This window comes from Streptomyces sp. NPDC001108 (genome assembly GCF_053598535.1).
Genome location: NZ_JBSFKL010000005.1, coordinates 406988 through 432136, shown reverse-complemented (window position 1 = coordinate 432136; position 25149 = coordinate 406988). Strand labels below are relative to the sequence as shown.

Annotated in this window: 21 protein-coding genes; 13 read left to right on the top strand and 8 right to left on the bottom strand. The window is 72.5% G+C overall.

Annotated elements, in window-relative coordinates:
• Positions 1-23: 23 nt before the first annotated feature.
• Positions 24-851 (bottom strand): sugar phosphate isomerase/epimerase family protein, encoded by an 828-nt coding sequence (locus tag ACWC97_RS15400; protein ID WP_352275481.1) that lies wholly within the window; start codon positions 849-851, stop codon positions 24-26.
• Between the two features lie 96 nt (positions 852-947).
• A complete protein-coding gene (locus tag ACWC97_RS15395) occupies positions 948-1904 on the bottom strand; it encodes a Ppx/GppA phosphatase family protein (RefSeq protein WP_352275482.1) in 957 nt (318 codons plus the stop codon).
• 107 nt (positions 1905-2011) lie between these two features.
• Between ACWC97_RS15395 and ACWC97_RS15390 the strand changes: the two genes are divergently transcribed.
• A complete protein-coding gene (locus tag ACWC97_RS15390) occupies positions 2012-2863 on the top strand; it encodes a hypothetical protein (RefSeq protein ID WP_450649629.1) in 852 nt (283 codons plus the stop codon).
• 39 nt (positions 2864-2902) lie between these two features.
• On the opposite strand, the gene ACWC97_RS15385 is transcribed toward ACWC97_RS15390, so the two are convergent.
• Positions 2903-4669 (bottom strand): BACON domain-containing protein, encoded by a 1767-nt coding sequence (locus ACWC97_RS15385; RefSeq protein ID WP_450649627.1) that lies wholly within the window; start codon positions 4667-4669, stop codon positions 2903-2905.
• 208 nt (positions 4670-4877) lie between these two features.
• Here ACWC97_RS15385 and radA point away from each other — a divergent pair, with 208 nt between their 5' ends.
• Positions 4878-6290: a DNA repair protein RadA gene (gene radA, locus ACWC97_RS15380; RefSeq protein ID WP_352275487.1), complete on the top strand. Its 1413-nt coding sequence runs from the start codon at positions 4878-4880 to the stop codon at positions 6288-6290.
• 80 nt (positions 6291-6370) lie between these two features.
• The gene (gene disA / locus ACWC97_RS15375) at positions 6371-7495 is read left to right on the top strand and encodes a DNA integrity scanning diadenylate cyclase DisA (protein WP_352275488.1); all 1125 of its coding nucleotides are present in this window, start codon (positions 6371-6373) and stop codon (positions 7493-7495) included.
• A gap of 81 nt (positions 7496-7576) precedes the next feature.
• Here disA and ACWC97_RS15370 read toward each other — a convergent pair whose 3' ends face one another.
• The gene (locus ACWC97_RS15370; RefSeq protein ID WP_450649625.1) at positions 7577-8413 is read right to left on the bottom strand and encodes a hypothetical protein; all 837 of its coding nucleotides are present in this window, start codon (positions 8411-8413) and stop codon (positions 7577-7579) included.
• 194 nt (positions 8414-8607) lie between these two features.
• Here ACWC97_RS15370 and ACWC97_RS15365 point away from each other — a divergent pair, with 194 nt between their 5' ends.
• The 6 genes from ACWC97_RS15365 to cseC all read left to right on the top strand — a co-directional run bounded on the left by ACWC97_RS15365 (position 8608) and on the right by cseC (position 13977).
• A complete protein-coding gene (locus ACWC97_RS15365) occupies positions 8608-9246 on the top strand; it encodes a phosphatase PAP2 family protein (RefSeq protein WP_352275491.1) in 639 nt (212 codons plus the stop codon).
• A gap of 178 nt (positions 9247-9424) precedes the next feature.
• On the top strand, positions 9425-10327 hold the full coding sequence (locus ACWC97_RS15360) for an HhH-GPD family protein (protein WP_352275493.1): 903 nt from the start codon (positions 9425-9427) through the stop codon (positions 10325-10327).
• 204 nt (positions 10328-10531) lie between these two features.
• Positions 10532-11140, top strand: coding sequence for a SigE family RNA polymerase sigma factor (locus ACWC97_RS15355; protein ID WP_352275494.1), 609 nt, complete (start codon positions 10532-10534; stop codon positions 11138-11140).
• The gene (locus tag ACWC97_RS15350) at positions 11128-11865 is read left to right on the top strand and encodes a hypothetical protein (protein WP_450649622.1); all 738 of its coding nucleotides are present in this window, start codon (positions 11128-11130) and stop codon (positions 11863-11865) included. Before ACWC97_RS15355 ends, ACWC97_RS15350 begins: the two co-directional genes overlap by 13 nt.
• A gap of 10 nt (positions 11866-11875) precedes the next feature.
• The gene (cseB, locus tag ACWC97_RS15345; RefSeq protein WP_450649620.1) at positions 11876-12580 is read left to right on the top strand and encodes a two-component system response regulator CseB; all 705 of its coding nucleotides are present in this window, start codon (positions 11876-11878) and stop codon (positions 12578-12580) included.
• The gene (gene cseC, locus ACWC97_RS15340) at positions 12577-13977 is read left to right on the top strand and encodes a two-component system sensor histidine kinase CseC (protein ID WP_450649618.1); all 1401 of its coding nucleotides are present in this window, start codon (positions 12577-12579) and stop codon (positions 13975-13977) included. Before cseB ends, cseC begins: the two co-directional genes overlap by 4 nt.
• 136 nt (positions 13978-14113) lie before the next feature.
• Here cseC and ACWC97_RS15335 read toward each other — a convergent pair whose 3' ends face one another.
• A complete protein-coding gene (locus ACWC97_RS15335) occupies positions 14114-15694 on the bottom strand; it encodes an MDR family MFS transporter (protein WP_385203850.1) in 1581 nt (526 codons plus the stop codon).
• Between the two features lie 141 nt (positions 15695-15835).
• On the opposite strand from ACWC97_RS15335, the gene ACWC97_RS15330 reads away from it, so the two are divergent.
• Positions 15836-16450 carry a TetR/AcrR family transcriptional regulator gene (locus ACWC97_RS15330; protein ID WP_450649615.1) on the top strand — a complete coding sequence of 205 codons (615 nt, stop codon included), beginning with the start codon at positions 15836-15838 and terminating at the stop codon, positions 16448-16450.
• A gap of 9 nt (positions 16451-16459) precedes the next feature.
• Here the strand turns inward: ACWC97_RS15330 and ACWC97_RS15325 are convergent, their stop codons facing one another.
• The gene (locus tag ACWC97_RS15325; protein WP_352275503.1) at positions 16460-17161 is read right to left on the bottom strand and encodes a M23 family metallopeptidase; all 702 of its coding nucleotides are present in this window, start codon (positions 17159-17161) and stop codon (positions 16460-16462) included.
• 344 nt (positions 17162-17505) lie between these two features.
• On the opposite strand from ACWC97_RS15325, the gene ACWC97_RS15320 reads away from it, so the two are divergent.
• Both ACWC97_RS15320 and ACWC97_RS15315 read left to right on the top strand, forming a co-directional pair.
• On the top strand, positions 17506-17853 hold the full coding sequence (locus tag ACWC97_RS15320) for a trypco2 family protein (protein WP_450649613.1): 348 nt from the start codon (positions 17506-17508) through the stop codon (positions 17851-17853).
• The gene (locus ACWC97_RS15315; RefSeq protein ID WP_450649611.1) at positions 17850-21014 is read left to right on the top strand and encodes an NACHT domain-containing protein; all 3165 of its coding nucleotides are present in this window, start codon (positions 17850-17852) and stop codon (positions 21012-21014) included. Before ACWC97_RS15320 ends, ACWC97_RS15315 begins: the two co-directional genes overlap by 4 nt.
• 124 nt (positions 21015-21138) lie before the next feature.
• On the opposite strand, the gene ACWC97_RS15310 is transcribed toward ACWC97_RS15315, so the two are convergent.
• Complete coding sequence (locus ACWC97_RS15310; protein ID WP_352275506.1) at positions 21139-23667, bottom strand: ATP-dependent Clp protease ATP-binding subunit; 2529 nt, start codon at positions 23665-23667, stop codon at positions 21139-21141.
• Between the two features lie 428 nt (positions 23668-24095).
• Here ACWC97_RS15310 and ACWC97_RS15305 point away from each other — a divergent pair, with 428 nt between their 5' ends.
• On the top strand, positions 24096-24701 hold the full coding sequence (locus ACWC97_RS15305; RefSeq protein WP_352275507.1) for an SCO3374 family protein: 606 nt from the start codon (positions 24096-24098) through the stop codon (positions 24699-24701).
• Here ACWC97_RS15305 and ACWC97_RS15300 read toward each other — a convergent pair.
• The gene (locus tag ACWC97_RS15300) at positions 24680-25000 is read right to left on the bottom strand and encodes a histone-like nucleoid-structuring protein Lsr2 (RefSeq protein ID WP_352275508.1); all 321 of its coding nucleotides are present in this window, start codon (positions 24998-25000) and stop codon (positions 24680-24682) included. The two genes, ACWC97_RS15305 and ACWC97_RS15300, sit on opposite strands and share 22 nt — an antisense overlap.
• Between the last annotated feature and the right edge of the window lie 149 nt (positions 25001-25149).

Below are 25149 nucleotides of genomic sequence, written 5' to 3'. Positions count from 1 at the left end.
CGCCGCCGGTCCGGGAGGCCGCGCTACGGGTGCTGCGTCCCGGTCGGGGACCAGGCCAGGTGGAGGCGGGTGAAGGCCAGCGCCTCCGCCAGGTCGGCCTCGCGTTCCGCGGCGGACATGGCCCGGCGGGTGTTGACCTCGATGACGACGTGGCCGTCGAAGCCGGTACGGGCCAGGTGCTCCAGGAGTTCGGCGCAGGGCTGGTCGCCCCGGCCGGGCACCAGGTGCTCGTCCTTGTTGGAGCCCTTGCCGTCGGCGAGGTGGACATGGGCGAGCCGGTCGCCCATCCGCCCGACCATCGCCATGCCGTCGGTGCGGGCCGTCGCGGTGTGCGAGAGGTCCACGGTGAAGTGGCGGTAGTCGTTGGCCGTGACGTCCCACTCGGGGGCGTAGGCGAGCATCTCGCGGTCCCGGTAGCGCCAGGGGTACATGTTCTCGACGGCGAACCGCACATCGGTCTCGTCGGCCATCCGCCAGATGCCCGTGACGAAGTCGCGCGCGTAGTGGCGCTGCCAGCGGAACGGCGGGTGGACCACGACGGTGGAAGCGCCCAGCCGCTCCGCCGCCGTCCGGGCCCGCTGGAGCTTCACCCACGGGTCGGTGGACCAGACGCGCTGGGTGATCAGGAGGCAGGGCGCGTGGACGGCCAGGATCGGCACCCCGTGGTAGTCCGAGAGCCGGCGCAGTGCCTCGATGTCCTGGCTGACGGGGTCGGTCCACACCATGACCTCGACGCCGTCGTAGCCCAGGCGCGCGGCGATCTCGAAGGCCGTCGCCGTCGACTCCGGGTAGACCGAAGCCGTCGACAGGGCGACCTTCGCATCCGGGACGCGCACCACTGGTTCTGCCACTGGGACAGCGTACGGGCAGCGGTACGTCGCGCCGAGGGACCGTGGCGGAAAGTGAGCAGGACCATGGGGCCGGGCGTCCCCGTGGCCCCCCGGCCCTCAGCCCGGTGAGGTCAGGGCGGCCCGTTCCGCGGGCAGGTGGTCCAGGCGGCGCAGGATGACGCCCTCGCGCAGCGCCCAGGGGCAGATCTCCAGCTCCTCGACGCCGAGCAGGTCCATCGCGCCCTCCGCGACCAGCGCCCCGGCGAGCAGCTGGCCGGCCCGGCCCTCGGAGACGCCGGGCAGGCCGCCGCGCTGCGCGGAGGTCATCGCGGCCAGCCGGGGCACCCACTCCTCCAGCGCCTTGCGGGAGAGGTTGCGCTGGACGTACAGGCCCTCGGTGGAGCGTGCGGCGCCCGCGATCCTGGCGAGCTGCTTGAAGGTCTTGGAGGTGGCCACGACGTGGTCGGGGCGTCCGAGGCGGGTGAACTCCCCGACGCTGCGGGCGATGGTGGCGCGCACATGGCGGCGGAGCGCCTTCACGTCCGCCGGGTCGGGCGGATCGCCCGGCAGCCACCCGGCGGTGAGCCGGCCCGCCCCGAGCGGCAGCGAGACCGCCACGTCCGGCTCCTCGTCCATGCCGTACGCGACCTCCAGCGAACCGCCGCCGATGTCGAGCACCAGCAGCCGCCCCGACGACCAGCCGAACCAGCGGCGCGCGGCGAGGAAGGTGAGCCGGGCCTCCTCCGGGCCGCTCAGGACGGTGAGGTCGACACCGGTCTCCTCGCGCACCCGGGCCAGCACCCGGTCGGCGTTGCTCGCCTCCCGCACCGCCGAGGTGGCGAACGGCAGGACGTCCTCGCACCCCTTGTCCTCGGCGGCCTGGAGCGCGTCGGCGACCGTGGCGACCAGCCGGTCCACACCCTCGGGGCTGATCGCCCCGTCCTCGTCGAGGAGTTCGGCCAGGCGCAGCTCGGCCTTGTGGGAATGCGCGGGCAGCGGACGCGCTCCGGGGTGCGCGTCCACCACCAGGAGGTGCACCGTGTTCGAACCCACGTCCAGGACTCCGAGTCTCATGGCCGAAACGCTACCGGGCCCCAAGACCGCTCCGACCGGTGGTCCGGGGGTGCTCCCGCCCCGCTCCGGCCCGCCGTCCGGCCCTCCGTCGGCCGTACGCTGGGCACGTGCCAAAGACGAAAAAGGCGAAGCCGGGCAAAAACACGAAGAAGCAGAAGGCGGAGCAGGCGATGCAGCGGGAAGTGAACGGTCCGGCCCCCGCCGGGGACGGTGCCGACGACGAGGTGGGGATCGATTTCGCCCGCGCCTGGGTCGAGTTCCCCGACCCCGAGGACGACGAGCAGGTCTTCCGCTGCGACCTGACCTGGCTGACCTCCCGGTGGACCTGCGTCTTCGGCAGCGGTTGCCGGGGCATCCAGGCGGGCCGGGCCGACGACGGCTGCTGCACGCTGGGCGCGCACTTCTCGGACGAGGACGACGAGCGGCGGGTGGCCTCGCACGTCGAGCGGCTGACACCTGAGCTGTGGCAGTTCCACGACGTCGGCACCGGCACCGGCTGGGTCGAGGTCGACGACGACGGGGAGCGCCAGACCCGCCGCTGGCAGGGCTCGTGCATCTTCCAGAACCGGCCGGGGTTCGCGGCGGGCGCCGGCTGCTCGCTGCACATCCTGGCGCTGCGCGAGGGCCGGGAGCCGCTGGAGACGAAGCCGGACGTCTGCTGGCAGTTGCCGGTCCGGCGCACCTACGACTGGATCGACCGGCCCGACGACACCCGGGTGCTCCAGGTGTCGATCGGCGAGTACGACCGCCGGGGCTGGGGCCCCGGCGGCCACGACCTGCACTGGTGGTGCACCTCGGCGACCTCGGCGCACGGGGCCGGGGAGCCGGTGTACGTCTCGTACCGGCCCGAGCTCACCGAGATGATGGGCGAGAAGGCGTACCAGCGGCTGGCCGAGCTGTGCGAGGAGCGGCTCTCCGCCCTGCTGCCGATGGCCCCGCACCCGGCCGAGCCGGCCTGATCGTTCCGCCGGGGCGTCCGGTTCGGTCCGTGCGGGCCGTCAGCCGGACGGGGGCGGCTCGGCGGGGCCCGTGGAGCCGGTCGGGCCCGGGGACTCCGCGGGGTGGCCGCCCTGGCCCGGGTCCGGGTCCGGCGGGGTCGTCGTGGGCGTCGGGGACGGCGTCGGGTCGACGGGGGCCGGGGCCGTGGGCGACGGGTCCGGCGCGGGCCGGGCGGGCGCCGCGGTCACCAGGGGCCGGAGCGGCGGAGGGGCGGGGGCGGGCGGCCGCGCCCCGCTCCCCCGGACCACCACCACCGAGCCGGACGGGGCGAGCGTGATGCGCGCGCTCCACGGACCGGCCGGTTCCCGCCGGTGGTCCACCAGGACCCGGAGCGTGGTGGAGCCGCCGGTGGCGAGCGTGCCCGAGGGGCGGCTCAGCCGCACCCAGGAGGCGTCCGCGTGGGCCGACCAGGCGACCGGCGCCCCGCCCGAGGCGGTCAGTCGGATGCGGGTGGCGTCGCCGGAGGTGCGGGCCTCGACGGTGAGACCGGGGCCGGAGCCGATCACCTCCACCGAGACGTCAGGGGCCCGGTCGTCCCCGGAACCGCCGGGCTGGGGGCGGGCGTTGCCCGCGTTCTCGTAACGGCTGCCCGAGGGGGCGGGGCCGCGGTGCCCCTCGCTCTCGGTGGCGGCGATCGACGCGCCGCCCCGGCCCTCCCCGGACTGCGGCGCGCCCCGGTAGGCGGTCCACAGCGCGATCACCGGGGCGGCGACGACCGTGGCGACCACCGTCGTCGTGACGACCCTGGCCCGCAGCCGGTCCCGGCGCGCGGCGTGGTCCTTCGGGTCCATCGGGAAGCCCGACCGGTCGAAGCGCGGGCCGCCGGAGCGGCTGCGCTGGGCGTGGGCCATCGCGACGTACGCCGAGCGGCGGGGCGCGGCGACGACCGGCAGCGCGGCGGCGGGGGCGACGGTGGAACCGGGCCACGGCCCCTTGGCATCGGCGCGCTCGGCGGCCCTGCGGCAGCGGGGGCAGTCGTCGACATGGCGGACCAGCTCGCGGCGGAGGGCGGCGGAGAGCAGGACCCGGTGGTCGCCGGTGAGCCGGGCGACCACCGGGCAGTTGCCCGTCTCGACGACGGCGAGGGCGGCGCGGGTTCGCTCCACCTCGCAGGCGGCGGCGGCCAGCAGCTCGCGGGCGGCGGCCGGGTCGAGGCCGAGGACGGAGGCGACGGCGCCCGGGGCGAGGCGGTGGCGCACCGCGAGTTCGAGCGCCTCGCGCTGCTCGGGGGTGGTGCCGGCCGCCTCGGGCCAGGCCAGTTGGGCCAGCTCGCGGCGGTGCGCCTCGGCGTCCTCCGCCTCGGGGGACGCGGCGGCCCCGGAGGCGGGCGGGGACGCGGGGGCGGGGAGCGGAGAGCGGGACAGGGGCGTGCGCCGCCCGGTGCGCGCCCCCGGGGCGGTCGCGCCGGCCCGGCGCCGATGGGCCTGGCGGCCCCGCTTCTGCTCGGTGAGCTTGCGCAGGCACATCCACCGGGCGAGCGCGTACAGCCAGGATTTACGTTCCTCCTCGCCCGCCGGACACCGGCCGCCCTGCCGTTCCGCGATCGCCAGCACACCGCCGAGCGCCTCGGTGGCGGCGTCGTGGTCGCAGAGCACGGAGAGGCAGTAGGTGAACAGGCCGTCGAGATGCGGTTCGTAGCGGACGGGCGGCCGGCGCGACGAGGAGGACAGCGCGGACGGCGTGTACGCCGAAAGGCGGGGCGCACTGCCCCGCGTCCGGTGTGCGCCGGTGGTGTGCGTGGGGGGCTCCAGACCGCTGCTCGTCACCTTGCGACCGTAGGCAGCACCCGGCACACCATTAGCTCACCTTCAGCACTTTTAACCCTTACGGGTGAACGTATCGCTCAAAAGGGGACAGGAATCCTGGATTCCGTCAGGCGGTCCGCACCCCGGACGCCCTGCGGGGCCCGGCGGTTCCGGGGCTCCGCAGCGGTGCCCGGCGGCGTTGTCGTACCCCACCTATACGGTGGGCGTCATGGCTGCCCGTACGAAATCCGCGAAGGACCGGCCGTCCTACCGCTGCTCCGAATGCGGCTGGACGACCGCCAAATGGCTCGGCCGCTGCCCCGAATGCCAGGCGTGGGGGACGGTCGAGGAGTTCGGCGGCGCCCCCGCCGTGCGGACCACCGCGGCCGGCCGGGTCAGCTCCGCAGCCCTCCCCATCGGCCAGGTCGACAGCCGGCAGGCCACCGCCCGGTCGACCGGCGTCGGTGAGCTGGACCGGGTGCTCGGCGGCGGTCTCGTGCCGGGCGCCGTCGTGCTCCTCGCGGGCGAGCCGGGCGTCGGCAAGTCGACGCTGCTGCTGGACGTGGCCGCGAAGTCGGCGTCCGACGAGCACCGCACGCTCTACGTCACGGCCGAGGAGTCGGCGAGCCAGGTCCGGCTGCGCGCCGACCGCATCCGCGCGATCAACGACCACCTCTACCTCGCCGCCGAGACGGACCTCTCCGCCGTCCTCGGCCATCTGGACGCCGTCAAGCCCTCCCTGCTCATCCTCGACTCGGTGCAGACCGTCGCCTCGCCGGAGATCGAGGGGGCGCCGGGCGGCATGGCGCAGGTGCGGGAGGTGGCCGGGGCCCTGATCCGGGCCTCCAAGGAGCGCGGCATGTCCACGCTGCTGGTCGGCCATGTCACCAAGGAGGGCTCGATCGCGGGCCCCCGCCTGCTGGAGCACCTGGTGGACGTGGTGCTGTCCTTCGAGGGCGACCGCCATGCCCGCCTCCGTCTCGTCCGCGGTGTCAAGAACAGGTACGGGGCGACCGACGAGGTCGGCTGCTTCGAGCTGCACGACGAGGGGATCACCGGCCTCGCCGACCCCTCCGGCCTCTTCCTCACCCGGCGCGACGAGCCGGTCCCCGGCACCTGCCTGACCGTCACGCTGGAGGGCAAGCGGCCGCTGGTCGCCGAGGTCCAGGCGCTCACGGTCGACTCCCAGATCCCCTCGCCCCGGCGTACCACCTCGGGCCTGGAGACCTCCCGGGTCTCGATGATGCTCGCGGTCCTGGAGCAGCGCGGCCGGATCAGCGCGCTCGGCAAGCGCGACATCTACAGCGCGACGGTGGGCGGGGTGAAGCTCTCGGAGCCCGCCGCGGACCTCGCGGTGGCGCTGGCGCTGGCCAGCGCGGCCAGTGACACCCCCCTGCCGAAGAACCTGGTGGCGATCGGCGAGGTGGGCCTCGCGGGCGAGGTCAGAAGGGTGACGGGGGTGCAGCGCAGGCTGGCCGAGGCGCACCGCCTGGGGTTCACGCACGCGCTGGTGCCGACCGATCCGGGGAAGATCCCGGCCGGTATGAAGGTCACGGAAGTCGCCAACATGGGCGATGCGCTCAGAGTCCTCCCGCGCCGGTCTCGCGCACAGGCCCCCCAGGAGGAGGGCGCACGCCGGTAGACTTTGCCCTGGTCTCGCCCGTCCGTGCGAATGGCACGAGGGACGTAAGGGCACCGCGAACCTGTGACCGGAGGAGTGCAGTGGCAGCCAACGACCGGGCAGCATCGCCCGGAAAGTCCGGCCAAGGCACCGGTAACGAGGCGCTGATGCGCGCCTCACTGAGCGCCGTCGCGCCCGGAATGGCGCTGCGGGACGGTCTGGAGCGCGTCCTCCGCGGCAACACCGGCGGGCTGATCGTGCTGGGCATGGACAAGACCGTCGAGTCGATGTGCACCGGCGGATTCGTGCTGGACGTGGAGTTCACCGCGACCCGGCTGCGCGAGCTGGCCAAGCTGGACGGCGCGCTGATCCTCGACAAGGACATGACCAAGATCCTGCGCGCCGGTGTGCAGCTGGTGCCGGACGCCTCCATCCCCACCGAGGAGACCGGCACCCGGCACCGCACCGCGGACCGGGTCTCCAAGCAGTGCAACTTCCCGGTCGTCTCGGTCTCCCAGTCGATGCGTCTGATCGCCCTGTACGTGGACGGGGAGCGGCGGGTCCTGGAGGAGTCCGGCGCGATCCTCTCCCGGGCCAACCAGGCCCTCGCCACCCTGGAGCGGTACAAGCTCCGGCTCGACGAGGTCGCGGGCACGCTCTCCGCGCTGGAGATCGAGGACCTGGTGACGGTCCGGGACGTGACGGCGGTCTCCCAGCGGCTGGAGATGGTCCGCCGGATCGCCACCGAGATCGCGGAGTACGTGGTCGAGCTGGGCACCGACGGCCGTCTTCTCTCGCTCCAGCTCGACGAGCTGATCGCCGGCGTCGAGCCGGAGCGCGAGCTGGTCGTGCGCGACTATGTGCCGGAGCCGACCGCGAAGCGCTCCCGCACGGTCGCCGAGGCGCTGACCGAGCTGGACGCGCTCTCCCACACCGAGCTGCTCGAACTCCCCGTCGTGGCACGGGCGCTGGGTTACAGCGGCTCCCCCGAGACGCTGGACTCGGCGGTCTCGCCGCGCGGTTTCCGGCTGCTGGCCAAGGTGCCGCGGCTGCCCGGCGCGATCATCGACCGGCTGGTGGAGCACTTCGGCGGTCTGCAGAAGCTGCTCGCCGCCAGCGTGGACGATCTCCAGACGGTGGACGGCGTCGGCGAGGCGCGGGCGCGCAGTGTGCGCGAGGGACTGTCCCGGCTGGCCGAGTCGTCGATCCTCGAACGGTACGTGTGACGGCCGCCGCCGGACCGGTACATGCGGAAGGGGCCCGGTTTCCCGGGCCCCTTCCGCATGTCCGGGGGCGTGTGCCGGGGCTCAGTCCTTCGCGAGGACGAAGGGGGCGCGCTGCACCGGCACACCCGGCACCTTCGCCTCGACCAGGTACGTGCCCGGCCCGGCCGAACCCGCCGGGGGCGTCGCGCAGCGCGCGGAGCTCTTGTGGCGGTCCCACTCCACGGTGTGCAGGACCGTACCGCCCGCCGGGACCTTGATCAGCAGGGGTTCCGTGACGCTCGGGCAGTCCTTGGACGACCAGACGCGGTCGTTGTCGCCGCCCGCCCTGGTGACGGTGAGCACCGCGCTCCTCGGCCCGAGGTCGGCCTTGCAGGTGGCGGCCGAGGTGTTGCTGACGGTCAGTCGGAACTTCGGCTTCTCGCCGGGGGCGTAGCTGTTCGCGGTGGCCAGGCTCAGCCGGAGCGCCTCGGGGGCGCAGTCGGGGAGCGGGGACGAGGCCGGGACCCGCTGGCCCGCCGCGCCGCCGGAACCGGTACCGGAACCGGAGCCGCCCGCGTCACCGGCCTCGGTGGCCGCGCCGCCGCCCGCGTCCGTGCCGCTGGAACCGGAACCGGAGCCCGCGCCGCCGGAGCCCGCGCCCGTGGCGCCGGAGTCGCCGCCGCCGGAGTCGCCCGCCTCGTCGCGGCCGCCGGGCTGCTGGCTGATGGCCGGGCCGGAGCCGCCGGGGCCCGGGGTGATCTCGCTCGCGGGCCCCGAACCGGCGGGCTTGGCATCGCTCTTGGTGCCCTTGCTCCCGCCCGAGGTCACGGCCCAGACGATCAGCACCGCGATCAGCGCGACGAGCGACAGCGCAACGGCCCTTCGCCGCCAGTAGATGGTGGAGGGAAGCGGACCGATCGGATTACGCAGAGATCCCACGGCTCAAACTCTACGAGAGATCGGCACCGGCTCCCGCCCCACCCGCCGTTCGGGTCAGCAAGTTTTACGGATCATCATCCCGACGCCCGCGCTCCGCACCCCATTTGCCCCCACATCGCCCCTGCGTCCCGGGACGGTTGAACAAGGGACGGCTCCTGAATGAACTTCAGGTTCCATTCATTACCCTCTGTCGGATGGACAGCTCAGTTACCGCCCCGCTCTACCGGGACATCACCGACTTCGCCCATGACATGCCGTCATGGGTGCAGCATCTGGCCGAGATATGGACGGAGCTCGGGCTCCTCCTCTTCGGCCTCCTGTTCGTCACCGGGTGGTGGCGGGCCCGCACCCGCGACGACCGCGGCCTGGCCCTGGCGGTGCTGGCACCGGTGGCGACGGCCTTCGGCTATGTGGTCAGCGAAGTACTCAAGTCGGCGGTGACCGAGGAGCGGCCGTGCCGGGCGGTCGCCGGGGCCGCGGCCTCCCTGGTGACCTGCCCGCCCTACGGCGACTGGTCCTTCCCCAGCAACCACTCCGCGATCGCGGGCGCGGCGGCGGTCGCGGTGGCGCTCGTCCGGCCCGTGCTGGCCTGGCTGACCGTGCCGATGGCGCTGCTGATGGCCTTCTCCCGGGTCTTCGTCGGCGTGCACTACCCGCACGACGTGGCGGTCGGCCTGGTGCTGGGCGCCCTGGTCTCGGCGCTGGTGATCGCCGTACTGCGCCGCCCCGTGCAGTCCCTGGCCCGAACGGTACGGAGCAGCGGGGCGCCCCTGGCGGCCTGGGCCTCCGGGCCGGGCGCGACGACCCGGCGTTCCCGGCGGCGGCACGGCTGAGCGCGCGCACCGGGGCGCGGGTGCGGCGTACGGGCCGCGCGCCCCGGTGCCTCTTGGGCCGGTTGCCGGACCCTCGGGTCTCGGACGGGTGGCGTTATCACCCCAAGGGCCCCCAGGAGTGGCGACACCGCCGTGGGCGGAACCGTTGTCCGGCCTTCCGTGCCAGGATCGAGGGGCGATGACTGCCACGACTTCCACACAGACGCCCCCCACGTCCCTCCACTCCCCCGTGATCAGCTGGTTCGACGAGCACGCCCGCGATCTGCCCTGGCGCCGCCCCGAAGCGGGTGCCTGGGGCGTCATGGTCAGCGAGTTCATGCTCCAGCAGACCCCCGTGAACCGGGTCCTGCCGGTGTACGAGCAGTGGCTGGCCCGCTGGCCGCGCCCGGCCGACCTGGCCGCCGAACCGCCCGGCGAGGCGGTCCGCGCCTGGGGCCGGCTCGGCTACCCCCGCCGGGCGCTCCGGCTGCACGGTGCCGCACAGGCCATAACGGAACGCCACGGCGGCGACGTACCGAGCGAGCACGGCCAGCTGCTCGCGCTCCCCGGCATCGGCGAGTACACCGCCGCCGCGGTGGCCTCGTTCGCGTACGGGCAGCGGCACGCCGTGCTCGACACGAACGTCCGCCGGGTCTTCGCCCGGGCCGCCACCGGCATCCAGTACCCGCCGAACGCGACGACCGCCGCCGAACGCAGGCTGGCCCGGGAGCTGCTTCCCGAGGAGGACGAGCGGGCTGCCCGCTGGGCCGCCGCGACGATGGAGCTCGGCGCCCTGGTCTGCACCGCGAAGAACGAGGACTGCACCCGCTGCCCGATCGCCCGGCAGTGCGCCTGGCGGCTGGCCGGGAAACCCGCCCACCAGGGGCCGGCCCGGCGCGGCCAGACCTACGCGGGCACCGACCGGCAGGTGCGCGGCCGGCTCCTCGCGGTGCTGCGCGACTCCGTGGCACCGGTGTCGCAGTCGGCGCTGGACGCGGTGTGGGACGAGCCCGTGCAACGGGCCCGCGCCCTGGACGGCCTGGTCGCCGACGGCCTGGTCGAACCCCTGCCCGGCGGGCAGTACCGGCTTCCCCTCACCTGACCACTCCCCGAATCCGCCCCCGGCGCTCCCCCGTGCGCCCTCGTTGTTACACAACCGATGGGCAGCCGTGCGTCGGCGTATGGCTGCTCCGCACAGCCTCGTGACAACCGCTCCGTAGCGTCTTCCCATCAGCCCGACGACGGCCCGACCGCACAACGGCCGGCGTCGGCAGCACGGGGATCCACGGGGACGGAGGCGGTTGGAATGGCGCAGGGCGAGGTACTCGCGTTCGAGGACTACGTACGCACTCGGCAGGACGCGCTGCTGCGCAGCGCGCGACGGCTTGTCCCCGACCCGGTGGACGCGCAGGACCTGCTCCAGACCGCCCTGGCCCGTACGTACGGCCGCTGGGACGGGATCGCCGACAAGTCGCTGGCCGACGCCTACCTCCGTCGCGTCATGATCAACACCCGTACCGAGTGGTGGCGGGCGCGCAAGCTGGACGAGGTCCCGACCGAGCAGCTGCCCGACGCCAGTGTCGAGGACGGCACCGAGCAGCGCGCCGACCGCGCCCTGCTGATGGACGTGCTCGGCGTGCTGGCTCCCAAGCAGCGCAGCGTCGTCGTGCTGCGACACTGGGAGCAGATGAGCACGGAGGAGACGGCCGCCGCGCTCGGCATGTCTGCCGGTACGGTGAAGAGCACGCTGCACCGTGCGCTGGCACGGCTGCGCCAGGAGCTGGAGAGCCGCGAGGCGGCAAGCCGGGAGGCCCGGATCGCCGAGGAGCGGCGGCGGCCGGTCGGCCGCGTTCCGGCGCGGGCGCGGGCGGGCAGGCATACGGACGAACGGGGGCGGGAGCGGTGCGCGGCCTGACAGCCAGCGGCGACGGCGGTGACCGTGGCAGCGGAAGAGACGACGGCGGCCACGCGGCCGCCGTCCGGCGTGGCCGGCGCCTGACCGGCCGGGCGGCGGCCGCCACGACCCTGGTCGGGCTCGCCGCCTTCGGGCTGTTCGCGGCGAGCTGCTCGACCGGCGGCACCGGCACCCGGGACGAGGGCCCGGCCGGTACCCAGCCCGTCGCCCAGGTCACCCCCGGCGACACTCCCTCCTCGTCCGCCCGGCCCGCCACCCGGGTCGACCCCGTGGCGCTGCTCAAGCGGGACCCCAGGGTCAGCGAGCGGGTCCGGACGGACCTGAAGCCCTGCGCCGGTTCCGACTACCCGGTGGACACCTCGTACGGCACGCTGACCGGCGGCCCGGCGCCCGATGTCGTGGTGAACGTGATGACCTGCGCCGATTCGGTGGGCGTGGGCACGTACGTGTACCGGCGGGAGGGCAACGGCTCGTACCAGAACGTGTTCGCCGTCGAGCAGCCCGCCGTCTACGGGACCATCGACCGCGGCGATCTGGTGGTGACGACCCAGGTCTACGAGAAGAAGGACGCGGTCGCGTACCCCTCCGGCGAGGAAGTGATCACCTACCGCTGGGCGGGCAACCGGTTCGGCGAGCACGACCGGGTGCACAACGACTTCAACCGAGCCGTGGGCAACGGCGGGGCCGCCCTCCCGGGGACGGACGCCGGGCCGGCGGGGAACTGAGAGCATTCCGATGGCCGAGACCCATGTCCTGTTCGTCGAGGACGACGACGTCATCCGCGAAGCCACCCAGTTGGCGCTGGAGCGCGACGGCTTCGCGGTCACCGCGATGCCCGACGGGCTCTCGGGCCTGGAGGCGTTCCGGGCGGACCGCCCCGACATCGCCCTGCTCGACGTGATGGTGCCGGGGCTCGACGGGGTCAGCCTCTGCCGCCGCATCCGCGACGAGTCGACGGTTCCCGTGATCATGCTGTCGGCCCGCGCCGACTCGATCGACGTGGTGCTGGGCCTGGAGGCCGGTGCGGACGACTACGTCACCAAGCCGTTCGACGGGGCGGTGCTGGTGGCCCGTATCCGCGCCGTGCTGCGCCGTTTCGGCCACGCCTCGGGCGGGCAGGCGGGCGGCGGCGAGCCGGAGTCGGAGAACGCCGGCGGGGTGCTGGTCTTCGGCGACCTGGAGGTCGACACCGAGGGCATGGCCGTGCACCGGGGCGGCGAGCGGGTGGCGCTGACCCCGACGGAGATGCGGCTGCTGCTGGAGTTCTCGGCGGCGCCGGGCACGGTCCTCTCCCGCGACAAGCTCCTGGAACGGGTCTGGGACTACGGATGGGGCGGTGACACCCGGGTCGTGGACGTCCATGTGCAGCGGCTGCGCACCAAGATCGGCCAGGACCGGATCGAGACGGTCCGCGGCTTCGGCTACAAACTCCGGCCGTGAAGCGGCCCGCCCTGCGGACGGGGGTCCGCTGGAAGATCAGCATCGCGATCGCCGCGGTCGGGGCGCTGACCGCGGTCGCGCTCAGCTTCGTCGTGCACAACGCGGCCCGGGTCTCGATGCTGGAGAACGCCCGCGAGGTCCAGTTGGAGCGGCTGACGTACGCGCAGCTCCTGTACGAGGCGACGAAGACGAAGAAGGCCGATCCCCGCTTCGGCGCCAAGCTCAACGATCCGACCATGCCGCGGAGCCTGCGCGCGGAGACCGCCAAGAACCGGCGGGCCACCCATGTCGAGGAGACCGCGAAGGGCGTGCCCGACGTGTGGGCGGCGGTCCCGGTCGGCCACGGCGACGTGCTCTCGCTGCACACCCGGTTCGCCGGGCGCAGCTCCACGATCATGGCCGATCTGGACCGGGCGCTGATCATCGGCTCGGTCTCGGTGGTGTTCGGCGGCTGCGCGCTGGGGGTGCTGATCGGCGGCCAGCTGTCGCGCCGGCTGCGCAAGGCGGCGGCCGCGGCGGGCCGGGTCGCCCAGGGCAACACGGACGTACGGGTGCGGGACGCGGTCGGCGGGGTCGTCCGGGACGAGACGGACGAGCTGGCCGGTGCGGTGGACGCGCTGACGGACGCGTTGAACGCGCGGATCGAGGCGGAGCGGCGGGTCACCGCGGACATCGCGCACGAGCTGCGTACGCCGGTGACCGGGCTGCTCACGGCGGCCGAGCTGCTGCCCCCGGGGCGCCCGACCGAGCTGGTGCGGGACCGGGCGCAGGCGATGCGCACGCTGGTCGAGGACGTGCTGGAGGTGGCCCGGCTGGACAGCGCGTCGGAGCGGGCCGAGCTCCAGGAACTGGCGCTGGGCGAGTTCGTCAGCCGACGGATCGGGCTGCTGAACCCGGACGTGACGGTGCGGGTGGTGCACGAGTCGTACGTCAGCACCGATCCCCGGCGGCTGGAGCGGATCCTGGGGAACCTGCTGGGCAACGCCGCCAAGCACGGCGCCACCCCGGTGGAGGTGACGGTCGAGGGCCGGGTGGTCCGGATCCGCGACCACGGTCCCGGGTTCCCGGCGGACCTGCTGCGCGAGGGGCCGAGCCGGTTCCGTACCGGCAGCAGCGACCGGGCGGGCCGGGGGCACGGCCTCGGGCTGACCATCGCCGCCGGTCAGGCACGGGTCCTCGGGGCCCGGCTGACCTTCCGCAACGCGGGGCCCGAGGGGGCGGCGCAGGGCTCCGGCGGGGCCATCGCGGTGTTGTGGCTGCCGGAGCACGCGCCGACGAACACCGGGAGCTTCCCGATTCTCGCGGTGGCGGAGCAGCGTGCCGCGGAGAGCGCGGACGGGGACGGCGGCGGCAGCAGCGACGGTGCCGGGGCGGCGCCGGGGCGCAAGCGGGCGTAACGGCGGCGCGGCCGAGCACGGGCGCGCGGACCGGCGGCCGAGCGCGGGCGCGAAACGGCGGGAGGCCCCCGGGGCGTGCGCCCGGGAGCCTCCCGTTCCGTCGTTCCGTACGTCCGCTCGGTACCCGCGGAGGGTTTCAGACGGCCTCGGCGACCGGCTTGGGCGCCGGGCCCGAACCGCGCAGCGGCACTTCCTTGACGAAGACCGAGGACACCAGCGCGATCACCGCGACCGAGGCGCCCACCAGGAACGCGATGTGCGTCCCCGAGGCCACCGCGAACTGGTACGCCTCGCGCGCCGCGTCCGGCAGCTTCGCCAGGCTCGCCGCGTCCAGCTGCGCGGACCTCGCGGTCGCCGCCCCGCCGCCGCGGGCCAGCATCTCGTCCTGCACCCGCCCGGTGAAGAGCGCGCCCATGATCGCGACGCCGAAGGAGCTGCCGAGCGTGCGGAAGAGGGTGGTCGAGGAGGAGGCGGCGCCCATGTCTTTCAGCTCCACGCTGTTCTGCGCGACGAGCATGGTGATCTGCATCAGGAAGCCCATCCCCGCGCCGAGCACCGCCATGTAGACGCCGGAGGTGAGCCGGGTGGTGTCGACGTCCATCCGGGACAGCAGGTAGAGGCCGCTCACCATCAGCACGGAGCCCAGGATCGGGAAGATCTTGTACTTTCCGGTGCTGGTGGTGACCCGTCCGGCGACGAGCGAGACGACCATCATCGACAGCAGCATCGGCAGGAGCAGCACACCGGAGTTGGTCGCCGAGGCGCCCTGGACGGACTGCTGGTACAGGGGCAGGAAGAGCACCGCGCCGAACATCACGAAGCCGGTCATGAAGCCGATGACGGACATCAGGGTGAAGTTGCGGTTGCGGAAGATGTGCAGCGGGATGATCGGCTGCGCCGCCTTCGTCTCGACGAAGACGAAGGCCACGAGGGCGACGACCCCGATCGCGACGAGCTCCATGATCACGGTGGAGGTCCAGGCGTACTCCGAGCCGCCCCAGGTCGTGACCAGCACGATCGAGGTGATGCCGAGGGTGAGCAGCCCGGCGCCGAGGTAGTCGATCCGGCCCTTGCCGCCCTCGCGCCGGGGCAGGTGCAGGACCATGGTGACCATGGCGAGGGCGACCGCGCCCAGCGGCAGGTTGATGTAGAAGCTCCAGCGCCAGCCGAGGTGGTCGGTGATGGTGCCGCCGACCAACGGTCCGCCGATCATGGCGATGGCCATGACACCGGCCATCATGCCCTGGTACCTGCCGCGCTCGCGGGGCGGGACGAGGTCGCCGATGATCGCCATCACGCCGACCATCAGACCGCCGGCGCCGAGCCCCTGAACCGCCCGGAAGCCGATCAGCTGGCCCATGTCCTGGGCCATTCCGCTCAGCACCGAGCCGATCAGGAAGATGACTATGGACGTGAGGAAGATGCCCTTGCGCCCGTACATGTCGCCGAGCTTGCCCCAGATGGGCGTGGAGGCCGCGGTGGCCAGGGTGTAGGCGGTGACGACCCAGGAGAGGTGCTCCAGACCGCCGAGGTCGCCGACGATCGTCGGCATGGCCGTGCCGACGATCAGGTTGTCCAGCATGGCGAGCAGCATGGTGATCATCAGGGCGAGGATCACCACCCGGACGCTGCGCTGCGGCGCCCCGGGCTCCGCGGCCGGCCGCTCGGCGGCGGCCGCTTCCCCGCCCCCGCCTGGCGCTTTCTTCAGATCGGTCATCGTTCCCACTCCCCCGGCCCCGCCGTACGGACCCGTTCCCCTGCCTGAGCCGGAGGACTTACTTGCCGCCCGGCTAGTAACTACACTGGGGAAGGTAGACCCCTAACTAGCCGGGCGTCAAGTAAGTTTTGAGGAGCTCTCATGGGCCGCACACCGCAGCAGCGCCGTGGCAACACGCGCCAGCGCATTCAGGACGTCGCCCTGGAGCTCTTCGCCGAGCAGGGCTACGAGAAGACCTCGCTCCGCGAGATCGCCGAGCGGCTGGACGTCACCAAGGCGGCGCTGTACTACCACTTCAAGACCAAGGAAGACATCCTGGTCGGCATCTTCGAGGACCTGAACCGCCCGGTGGAGGAGCTGGTCGCCTGGGGCCAGGAGCAGCCGCGCACGCTGGAGACGAAGAAGGAGCTCCTGCACCGCTACAGCGAGGCGCTGGTCGAGGCCGCCCCGCTCTTCCGCTTTATGCAGGAGAACCAGGCGGCCGTCCGCGACCTCAGCATCGGTGTGACGATCAAGGAGCGCGTGATCGCCCTGGTGGGGCTGCTCCAGGAGCCGGACGCCTCACTGGCCGACCAGGTGCGGTGCTTCACCGCGCTCGTCGCCTCGCACGCGGGGATGTTCGCCCTCAAGGACGCCGAGGGCGACCCCGAGGAGAAGCGCAAGGCCGTCCTGGAGGTCGCCATCGAACTGATCACCCAGGCGCACACGGGCGCGGGTGCGGGAGCGGATACGGGTACCGACGCCCCGGAGTCGTGAGCGGTCCGGTCAGACGCGCACGCCCTCGCGGTGCAGGAAGTGGACCGGGTTGACCGCCGAGCCGTAGTCGGCGGTGTGCCGGATCTCGAAGTGCAGGTGCGGGCCGCTGGAGTTCCCGGTGTTGCCGGAGAGCGCGATCCGCTCACCGGTCCGCACGGCGTCGCCGATCCGCACGTCGATCCGCGACAGGTGCGCGTACTGGGAGTACGTGCCGTTGGAGTGCTTGATCACGACGGCGTTGCCGTACGCGGGGCCGTCGCCGCCGCCGTTCGGGCCGGCCTTCACGACGACGCCGCTGTGCGCGGCCTCGACCCTGGTGCCGATCGGCACGGCGAAGTCCTGGCCGGAGTGCTTGTGCGCCCAGCGGCTGCCGTCGTTGCCGTAGCTCGCGCTCAGCTCGTAACGGTTCACCGGGGCGGACCAGCCGTGCGCCTTCTTGATGGCGGCCTTCTTCGCGGCGGCCGCCTTCTTGGCCGACGCGGCCTTCTTCGCGGCGAGCTTGCCCTGTACGGCGGCCTGCTCGGTGATCGACCGGGCCGCGCCGGCGCCGGTCAGATGGTCCACACCGCTCGGGGCCCCCGCCGAACCGGCCGCGAACGCAGCGCCCGCGCCGAGAACCATCGACGCACCGAGACCGGCCGCCATCAGGGCGCCGCGGGTACGGGACAGGGACGGGCGGCGGGAGTGCTGGAACGAAACGCGCTTCGACATATGCGGAGAACCTCCGTAGATGACTGGACCCGGCGCTCGACCGGGCTGGCCATCCCTTGGTAACCCGCACCCCAACCGGGGTTCAAACCCCCCATCTACGAACAAAAGCCGTATCCGACACCTCGGGAATTCGCCGGGCTTCTCACCACCGCGACCACGGCCGGGCCCGCCGGGACACCGTTCCGGGACGTCCGGCGATCACCCGCTCCGCCTCCCCTATCGCCCCTAGTAGGCCCGGAACGGGCTGTGCGGCTTGTCACCGCGGGCAGGCCGGAACCGACCCCCTTCCGGGACCTTCGGCCCTAAGGTGACGGGACCACAGCGAACTCCGGGGGGACGTGGACATGGGCAACGACATGGACGGCATCGAGCTCGCCGACGCCGTCGAATCGATCCGCGACCAGCTCGTCGACGCCGCGGGCCGCGCCACCGGCAGCCCGCTGGCCTTCGAGGTCGGCGACATCCAGATGGAGTTCACCCTCGAACTCCGCAAGGAGATCAAGGGCGGCGGCCGGGTGAAGGCATGGGTGGTCGACGCGGGCGCCGACGCCACCCGCGCGACCGGCCGCACCCACAAGGTCGCCTTCACGCTGAAGCCGCGTACCGCCGCGACCGGCGGGGCCTGGGAGATCAGCGACGACGACCCGGGCAGCACGGCCCACTTCGGCGGCGGTGGGACGCCCCGGCCGTGACCATCGCGGAGCGCACGGTCGTCGTCACCGCGGCCGCCCAGGGCAGCGGTGTCCTGCTCACCGGCCGCCTCGTCCTGACCTGCGCCCATGTCGTCCAGCGCGGTCCCGCCCTGGTCGCCCACCCGCTCCGGACCGGGCCCACCACCGCGAAGGTCGCCTGGATGGACCACGACCTCGACGCCGCGCTCCTGGTCACCGCCGACCCGCTCGGCCCGGACGCCCCGGCACGGCTCGGCCTCCTCCACTCCGAGCACGCCGTCCCCGGCTGCGAGATCACCGGCTTCCCGCACGTCCAGCGGTACGGGCACGAGGGGCACCTGGAGTCCGACCAGTACACCGCCACCGCCCTGCCGACCGCCGGACAGGCGCGCGGGCTGCTCGTCTGCGAGCTGGACGGCCCGCCCCCGGCCGACGACGCCCGGGTGTCGGCGCTGCGTGGACTGTCGGGCGGCCCCGTCTTCGCCGGTGACGTCCTCATCGGCATCGCCCGGCAGGTCCCCCAGGGGCGCGCGGGCCGCCGCGTGGAGTGCGTACCGCTCGCCCCGCTGCTCGCCGCGAAACCGTTCCGGCTGGTCTACGAGCAGAACGGCCCGCACCTGCGCCACGAGCCGGTACGCGGCCACTTCCCCCGGGACGCCTGGTACGAGAAGGACTACGCGGCGGCGCTCGGGGCCGCGTACCGCCGGACGAAGATCTTCGGCCTCGACGAGCTGGGCCGACGCGACTCCGAATGGGACCTGGACACCGCGTACCTGAGCCTGGAGGCCCAGCAGCAACCCGACCGGAGCGGACTCGGACCGTCCACCCCCGGCCCGGCCCGGCGGATCGAGGCCCTCCTCCCCGACCGGCACCGGGTCCTGCTGCGCGGCGACGCGGGCGCGGGCAAGACCACGCTGCTGTGGTGGCTGGCCGCGCACGCCGCGTCCGGCACCCTGAGTACGGAGCTGGGCGCGCTCAACGGGCTGGTCCCGTTCGTCGTCCCGCTGCGCACCCTGCGCGCCGAGGGCGGCACCTTCCCCTCCCCCGCACAGCTGCCCGACGCGGCCCGGCTGGTGGTCGACCGGGCCCCCGAGGGCTGGGTGGGCCGGGTGCTGGAGTCCGGGCGGGGGCTGCTGCTGGTCGACGGACTGGACGAGGTGCCGGGCGACGACCGCGAGCAGGCCCACCAGTGGCTCTCCCGGCTCCTGGACCGCTACCCGGACACCCGCTGCGTGGTCACGGTGCGCCCGCTCGCCGTCGAGTCCGGCTGGCTGGACGGCCAGGGCTTCGAGGAGCTGCGGCTGCTGCCGATGAGGGACCAGGACATCGAGGCGTTCGTCGCCGCCTGGCACCGGGCCGCCCGGCTGGACGACGACGACCACGAGACGCTCGGCATGCTGGAGCGGGACCTCGTCCAGCAGTTCGCCCAGAACCGCATCCTGCGCGACCTCGCCCGCACCCCGCTGCTCTGCGCCGTGATCTGCGCCCTGCACCGCCGCCGCCAGGGCCTCCTCCCGGAGACCCGCTGGAGCCTCTACGCGTCCGCCCTCACCATGCTCCTCGGCGACCGCGACAAGCAGCGCCGCATCGACGCCCCCGAGGGCATCACGATGAGCCCGGCGGAGCAGGCCCAGCTCCTCCAGCGCATCGCGATCTGGCTGGTCCGGGGCAATCAGTCGGAGCTGGACCGCGCCTCCGCCCTGCGCCAGCTGGAACGCGCCCTGCCCGGCATGGCGCGGCTGAGCTCCCAGGGCTCGTCCGACACGATCCTGAACCACCTGCTCAACCGCAGCGGGGTCCTCCAGGAGCGCGCCGAGGACACCTACCAGTTCGCCCACCGCACCTTCCAGGACTTCCTGGCCGCGAAGGAGTTCGTCGAGGGCGACCAGCTGCACGAACTCCTCACCCGGGCCGGCTCCCAGAACTGGTACGACGTCATCCTGCTCGCCGCCGGCCACTGCGACCGCCGGGACCACCCCGTCCTGGTCAACGGCCTGCTCGACCACGTCCCCGGCCCGGCCGACACCGCCACCCGGGACGAGATCGTCGTCCTGGCCGCACTCTGCGCCCAGCACGCCACCTGGCTCGACGAACCGACCCGGGAGCGGGTCCACGCGTCCCTGTCGGCGCTCTTCCCACCGGGCGACTACACGGCCGTCAAGGTGCTCGCCCGCCTCGGTCCGGCCGCCCTCGCCCACCTGCCGGACCCGGCCCGGGTGACCGACGAGGAGGAGATCAACCTGCTCACCGAGCTGATCAGCGAGATCGGCGGGGCCGAGGCCGTACCGCACGCCCGTCGCTGGGCCCTCGCCCACCCGGAGCTCGAACTCGTCCTCACGGCCAACTGGGACCGGTACCCGATACACCCGTACGCCCGGGAGGTCCTCTCCGTCTTCGACCTGCCGCACAGATCCCTGGTGCTCAACACCGCGGAGAAGCTGGCGGCCCTGCGCCATCTGCCGTCCGTCAGAAGCCCGTTGATCACGGGGGAGCACCCGGCCACCACCCTCGACACCGCCCTCCGCGGTGGTCCGTGGACCGCCGTGGAGATCCAGGAGAACCCCGGACCGGCCGACCTCTCGTTCCTGACGGACTGCACCGCGCTCGAATCCGTGTCGCTGAACCAGTGCCCCGCCGTCCAGGACCTCGGAGCGCTCGTCGGACTCCCCTCGCTGAGGTCGGTCGAGCTCGACATGACCCATCTTCCCAGCGCCGCGCTGGCCGCCACGGCCTCCCGGGAACTGCACTCCCTGCAGCTGAACCACCTGAGCGCCGACCGGCTCTCCCAGGTCCCGGCCCACCCCCGGCTGACCCTGCTGGGCATCCACCAGGTGGCCCTCTTCGAGATCGACTCGCTCGACGGCTGGACCGGTCTGCGACGGCTGGAACTATGGGCTCCCACCCCGGTCCGCCCGCTGCTCGCCGCCCTCCGAAAGGCTCCGCAGGTCGCCCATCTCTCCCTGTTCCTGCCGTCCGCCACGGAATTCACCGCGGAACAGCCCGTGCCCTTCCTGGAGAGCCTGGAACTCAACCACGGCGACGACACACTCGGGCTGGAGACGATCCCCCGGGTCTTCCCCGCGCTGAAGCAGCTCCTGCTCGTCTCGCCCGGCCACATCGGCGGTGGCGATCTCTCCCTGCTCCGGACGGCGCTGCCCGACTGCCAGATCACCGCGATCTGACACCGCCGCCCCCGCCAGGGCGCCGGGCGCCCCGCACAACGGAAAAGGCCCGGGCCCCGGACCGTTGCACACGGTCCGGGGCCCGGGCCCCTGCTTGCTTCCGCTCAGGCGCTCAGCGGCGGCCTCACACGTCCTTCGACATGTTCGGACCCGCGCCACCCGCGGCCTGCTCGATCGGCGGGACGTCGGGCAGAGCCGTCTTCTCCTCGCCGCGGAAGGTGAACGCCTTCTCGTCGCCCTCGCCCTCCGTGCCGACGACCACGATGTGACCGGGGCGCAGCTCGCCGAAGAGGATCTTCTCCGAGAGGATGTCCTCGATCTCGCGCTGGATCGTCCGGCGCAGCGGCCGGGCGCCCATCACGGGGTCGTAGCCCTTCTTGGCGAGGAGCGTCTTGGCCTCCGCGCTGAGCTCGATGCCCATGTCGCGGTCCTTCAGGCGCTCGTCCACCTTGGCGATCATCAGGTCGACGATCTGGATGATGTCTTCCTGGCTGAGCTGGTGGAAGACGACCGTGTCGTCGACACGGTTGAGGAACTCGGGCCGGAAGTGCTGCTTCAGCTCTTCGTTGACCTTGTTCTTCATCCGCTCGTAGCCGGTCTTGACGTCGCCCTGGGCGGCGAAGCCCAGGTTGAAGCCCTTCGAGATGTCCCGCGTACCGAGGTTGGTCGTCATGATGATGACCGTGTTCTTGAAGTCCACGACCCGGCCCTGGGAGTCGGTCAGGCGACCGTCCTCCAGAATCTGGAGCAGGGAATTGAAGATATCCGGGTGGGCCTTCTCGACCTCGTCGAAGAGGACGACGGAGAACGGCTTGCGGCGCACCTTCTCGGTGAGCTGACCGCCCTCTTCGTAACCCACGTAGCCGGGGGGCGAACCGAAGAGACGGGAAACCGTGTGCTTCTCGCTGAACTCCGACATGTCGAGGGAGATCAGCGCGTCCTCGTCGCCGAAGAGGAATTCGGCGAGCGTCTTGGAGAGCTCGGTCTTACCGACACCGGACGGACCGGCGAAGATGAACGAGCCACCGGGGCGCTTCGGGTCCTTCAGACCGGCCCGCGTACGGCGGATCGCCTGCGAGAGGGCCTTGATGGCGTCCTTCTGCCCGATGACGCGCTTGTGCAGCTCGTCCTCCATGCGGAGCAGGCGGGAGGACTCCTCCTCGGTCAGCTTGAAGACCGGGATGCCCGTCGCGGTGGCGAGGACCTCGGCGATCAGCTCGCCGTCGACCTCGGCCACGACGTCCATGTCGCCGGCCTTCCACTCCTTCTCGCGCTTGGTCTTCGCGGCGAGGAGCTGCTTCTCCTTGTCACGGAGGGAAGCGGCCTTCTCGAAGTCCTGCGAGTCGATCGCGGACTCCTTGTCGCGGCGGACGCCGGCGATCTTCTCGTCGAACTCGCGGAGGTCCGGCGGCGCGGTCATCCGGCGGATGCGCATCCGGGAACCGGCCTCGTCGATCAGGTCGATCGCCTTGTCCGGCAGGAAGCGGTCGGAGATGTACCGGTCGGCCAGCGTCGCGGCCTGGACCAGCGCCTCGTCCGTGATGGAGACGCGGTGGTGGGCCTCGTAGCGGTCGCGCAGACCCTTGAGGATCTCGATGGTGTGCGGCAGCGACGGCTCGGCGACCTGGATCGGCTGGAAGCGGCGCTCCAGCGCGGCGTCCTTCTCCAGGTGCTTGCGGTACTCGTCGAGCGTGGTGGCACCGATGGTCTGGAGCTCACCGCGGGCCAGCATCGGCTTCAGGATGGAGGCGGCGTCGATCGCGCCCTCGGCGGCGCCCGCACCCACCAGGGTGTGGAGCTCGTCGATGAACAGGATGATGTCGCCGCGGGTGCGGATCTCCTTGAGGACCTTCTTCAGGCGCTCCTCGAAGTCACCGCGGTAGCGGGAGCCGGCGACCAGCGCGCCGAGGTCGAGGGTGTAGAGGTGCTTGTCCTTGAGGGTCTCGGGCACCTCGCCCTTGACGATGGCCTGCGCCAGGCCCTCGACGACCGCCGTCTTGCCGACGCCGGGCTCGCCGATGAGGACCGGGTTGTTCTTGGTACGGCGGGACAGCACCTGCATGACCCGCTCGATCTCCTTCTCGCGCCCGATGACCGGGTCGAGCTTGGACTCGCGGGCCGCCTGGGTGAGATTCCGGCCGAACTGGTCGAGCACCAGGGACGTGGAGGGGGTGCCTTCCGCGGGGCCGCCCGCGGTCGCCGCCTCCTTGCTGCCCGAGTACCCGGAGAGCAGCTGGATGACCTGCTGCCGCACCCGGTTCAGGTCGGCGCCCAGCTTCACGAGGACCTGGGCGGCGACGCCCTCGCCCTCGCGGATCAGGCCGAGCAGGATGTGCTCGGTGCCGATGTAGTTGTGGCCGAGCTGGAGGGCCTCGCGGAGCGACAGCTCCAGGACCTTCTTGGCCCGGGGCGTGAAGGGGATGTGCCCGGACGGGGCCTGCTGGCCCTGGCCGATGATCTCCTCCACCTGCTGGCGGACCGCCTCGAGCGAAATCCCGAGGCTCTCCAGGGCCTTAGCGGCGACACCCTCACCCTCGTGGATAAGGCCCAGGAGGATGTGCTCGGTGCCGATGTAGTTGTGGTTGAGCATCCGGGCTTCTTCCTGAGCCAGGACGACAACCCGCCGCGCGCGGTCGGTGAACCTCTCGAACATCGTTAATCGCTCCTCAGAGCGGTCAGGCAGTTAGGGGTCGGTCCCCTCCCTGTCCTTCCGCAGCTTAGTCCCGCAAGCGGGGACCGCTCATTCCAACTGCCGACACCGTCCTTGGCCTCCTGCCCCGAACGCTGACAACTTCTCCAACCCGATGGTGCGAGACGATGTTCCCGCAGGCCAGGCAGATACCCCTTTCACCACTACGCCGATGGCGAACGGGAGATGCCCGAACCTGCGTGTCGCCCCTTCCCACTAGGGATGTCCTACCCGCAATTACAGACAGTCCATGCGGCGCACGCCGGTTCCCTCCGCTACGGGCGAACACATTGGCGCTCCCGAATGCGCCCCTACGCCCCCATCACGGACACAACGCGCACCCGTTCGCCGACTCTGCGTAACCCGTCGGGCGACGGGTGCGTTCATCCGGCATGGTCATCACCCTTCCCACCTCCGCACCGACCACCGATCGCGAGCAGGAGGACCACGAGGGCGCCCGCTGGGCGCGGTGGTACGAACGCGAGCTCGGCTGGGCGACGGTGGGCACCGCGCCGGTGCGGCTGCTGACCGGGCTGGAGTTCGACGTGCTCCAGGTCCCCGCGGCCGCCGGTCGCGCGGCGCTGCGGCGACTGGGCCGCACCGGGCCCGTGGCGCTGTCGGGGGCGCGGATGGGGCTGCTGGTCGCGGCGGGGAGCGCCGAGGAGCTTCCCGGTCTGCTCGACTGGCTGGAGTGGCGGGGGGTGGCCCTCTCCCTGACCGCCATCGGCGCGGGCGGCCGGATCACCGCACCGGTGCCGCCCGGACGGACGGCGGGCACGCCGGGGGCCGCCACCTGGCTGCGGCCCCCCGGACCGCGGCACGAGGGGGGTACGGCGCTCCCGGCCCTCACCGGCCTCGGGAACGGGGACGGGGCTGCCCCCGATCTCGTACGGCTGGTGGACGCGGTGGCGACGGAATGCCACCGGGCCCGTTTGACGCATACCCGAACGGGGTCGTCGGCGACCGTGCCGACGACTCAGCCGTTGGCCTTCCGGTAAGCCTCACGGATCTCGGCGGGAACACGGCCGCGGTCATTCACATTGTGGCCGTTCTCGCGGGCCCACTTACGGATCTCGGCGGTGTCCTTGTTGCCACCGGTAACGGCGCGGCCCTTACCACGGCCGCCGGTGCGCCGGCCACTCTTGGTGTACGGCTCAAGAAGACCACGGAGCTTGTCCGCGTTGCTCGTCGTGAGGTCAATCTCGTACGTCTTGCCATCGAGAGCGAACGTGACCGTCTCGTCCGCCTCGCCGCCGTCGAGGTCATCGACAAGAAGGACCTGAACCTTCTGTGCCACTGGATTCCCTTTCATCGAAAATGCAGTACGCGGAAAGGAAACCGCTTTTCCCCGGAAAACACAAACCCCCGGGAGAGGTTCAGGATCAGGGGAACACGGGAAACGTGCGCGATTCGGACATAGGGTTCCGCCTTGTTCCGGCGGTCACG

Coding starts and splice junctions, on each gene's coding strand:
- ACWC97_RS15320 (WP_450649613.1), top strand. CDS start 17,506: ATGGGCAACGACATGGACGGCATCGAGCTCGCCGACGCCGTCGAATCG.
- ACWC97_RS15305 (WP_352275507.1), top strand. CDS start 24,096: ATGGTCATCACCCTTCCCACCTCCGCACCGACCACCGATCGCGAGCAG.
- ACWC97_RS15325 (WP_352275503.1), bottom strand. CDS start 17,161: ATGTCGAAGCGCGTTTCGTTCCAGCACTCCCGCCGCCCGTCCCTGTCC.
- ACWC97_RS15330 (WP_450649615.1), top strand. CDS start 15,836: ATGGGCCGCACACCGCAGCAGCGCCGTGGCAACACGCGCCAGCGCATT.
- radA (WP_352275487.1), top strand. CDS start 4,878: ATGGCTGCCCGTACGAAATCCGCGAAGGACCGGCCGTCCTACCGCTGC.
- ACWC97_RS15365 (WP_352275491.1), top strand. CDS start 8,608: ATGGACAGCTCAGTTACCGCCCCGCTCTACCGGGACATCACCGACTTC.
- ACWC97_RS15310 (WP_352275506.1), bottom strand. CDS start 23,667: ATGTTCGAGAGGTTCACCGACCGCGCGCGGCGGGTTGTCGTCCTGGCT.
- ACWC97_RS15360 (WP_352275493.1), top strand. CDS start 9,425: ATGACTGCCACGACTTCCACACAGACGCCCCCCACGTCCCTCCACTCC.
- ACWC97_RS15395 (WP_352275482.1), bottom strand. CDS start 1,904: ATGAGACTCGGAGTCCTGGACGTGGGTTCGAACACGGTGCACCTCCTG.
- cseB (WP_450649620.1), top strand. CDS start 11,876: ATGGCCGAGACCCATGTCCTGTTCGTCGAGGACGACGACGTCATCCGC.
- ACWC97_RS15355 (WP_352275494.1), top strand. CDS start 10,532: ATGGCGCAGGGCGAGGTACTCGCGTTCGAGGACTACGTACGCACTCGG.
- ACWC97_RS15335 (WP_385203850.1), bottom strand. CDS start 15,694: ATGACCGATCTGAAGAAAGCGCCAGGCGGGGGCGGGGAAGCGGCCGCC.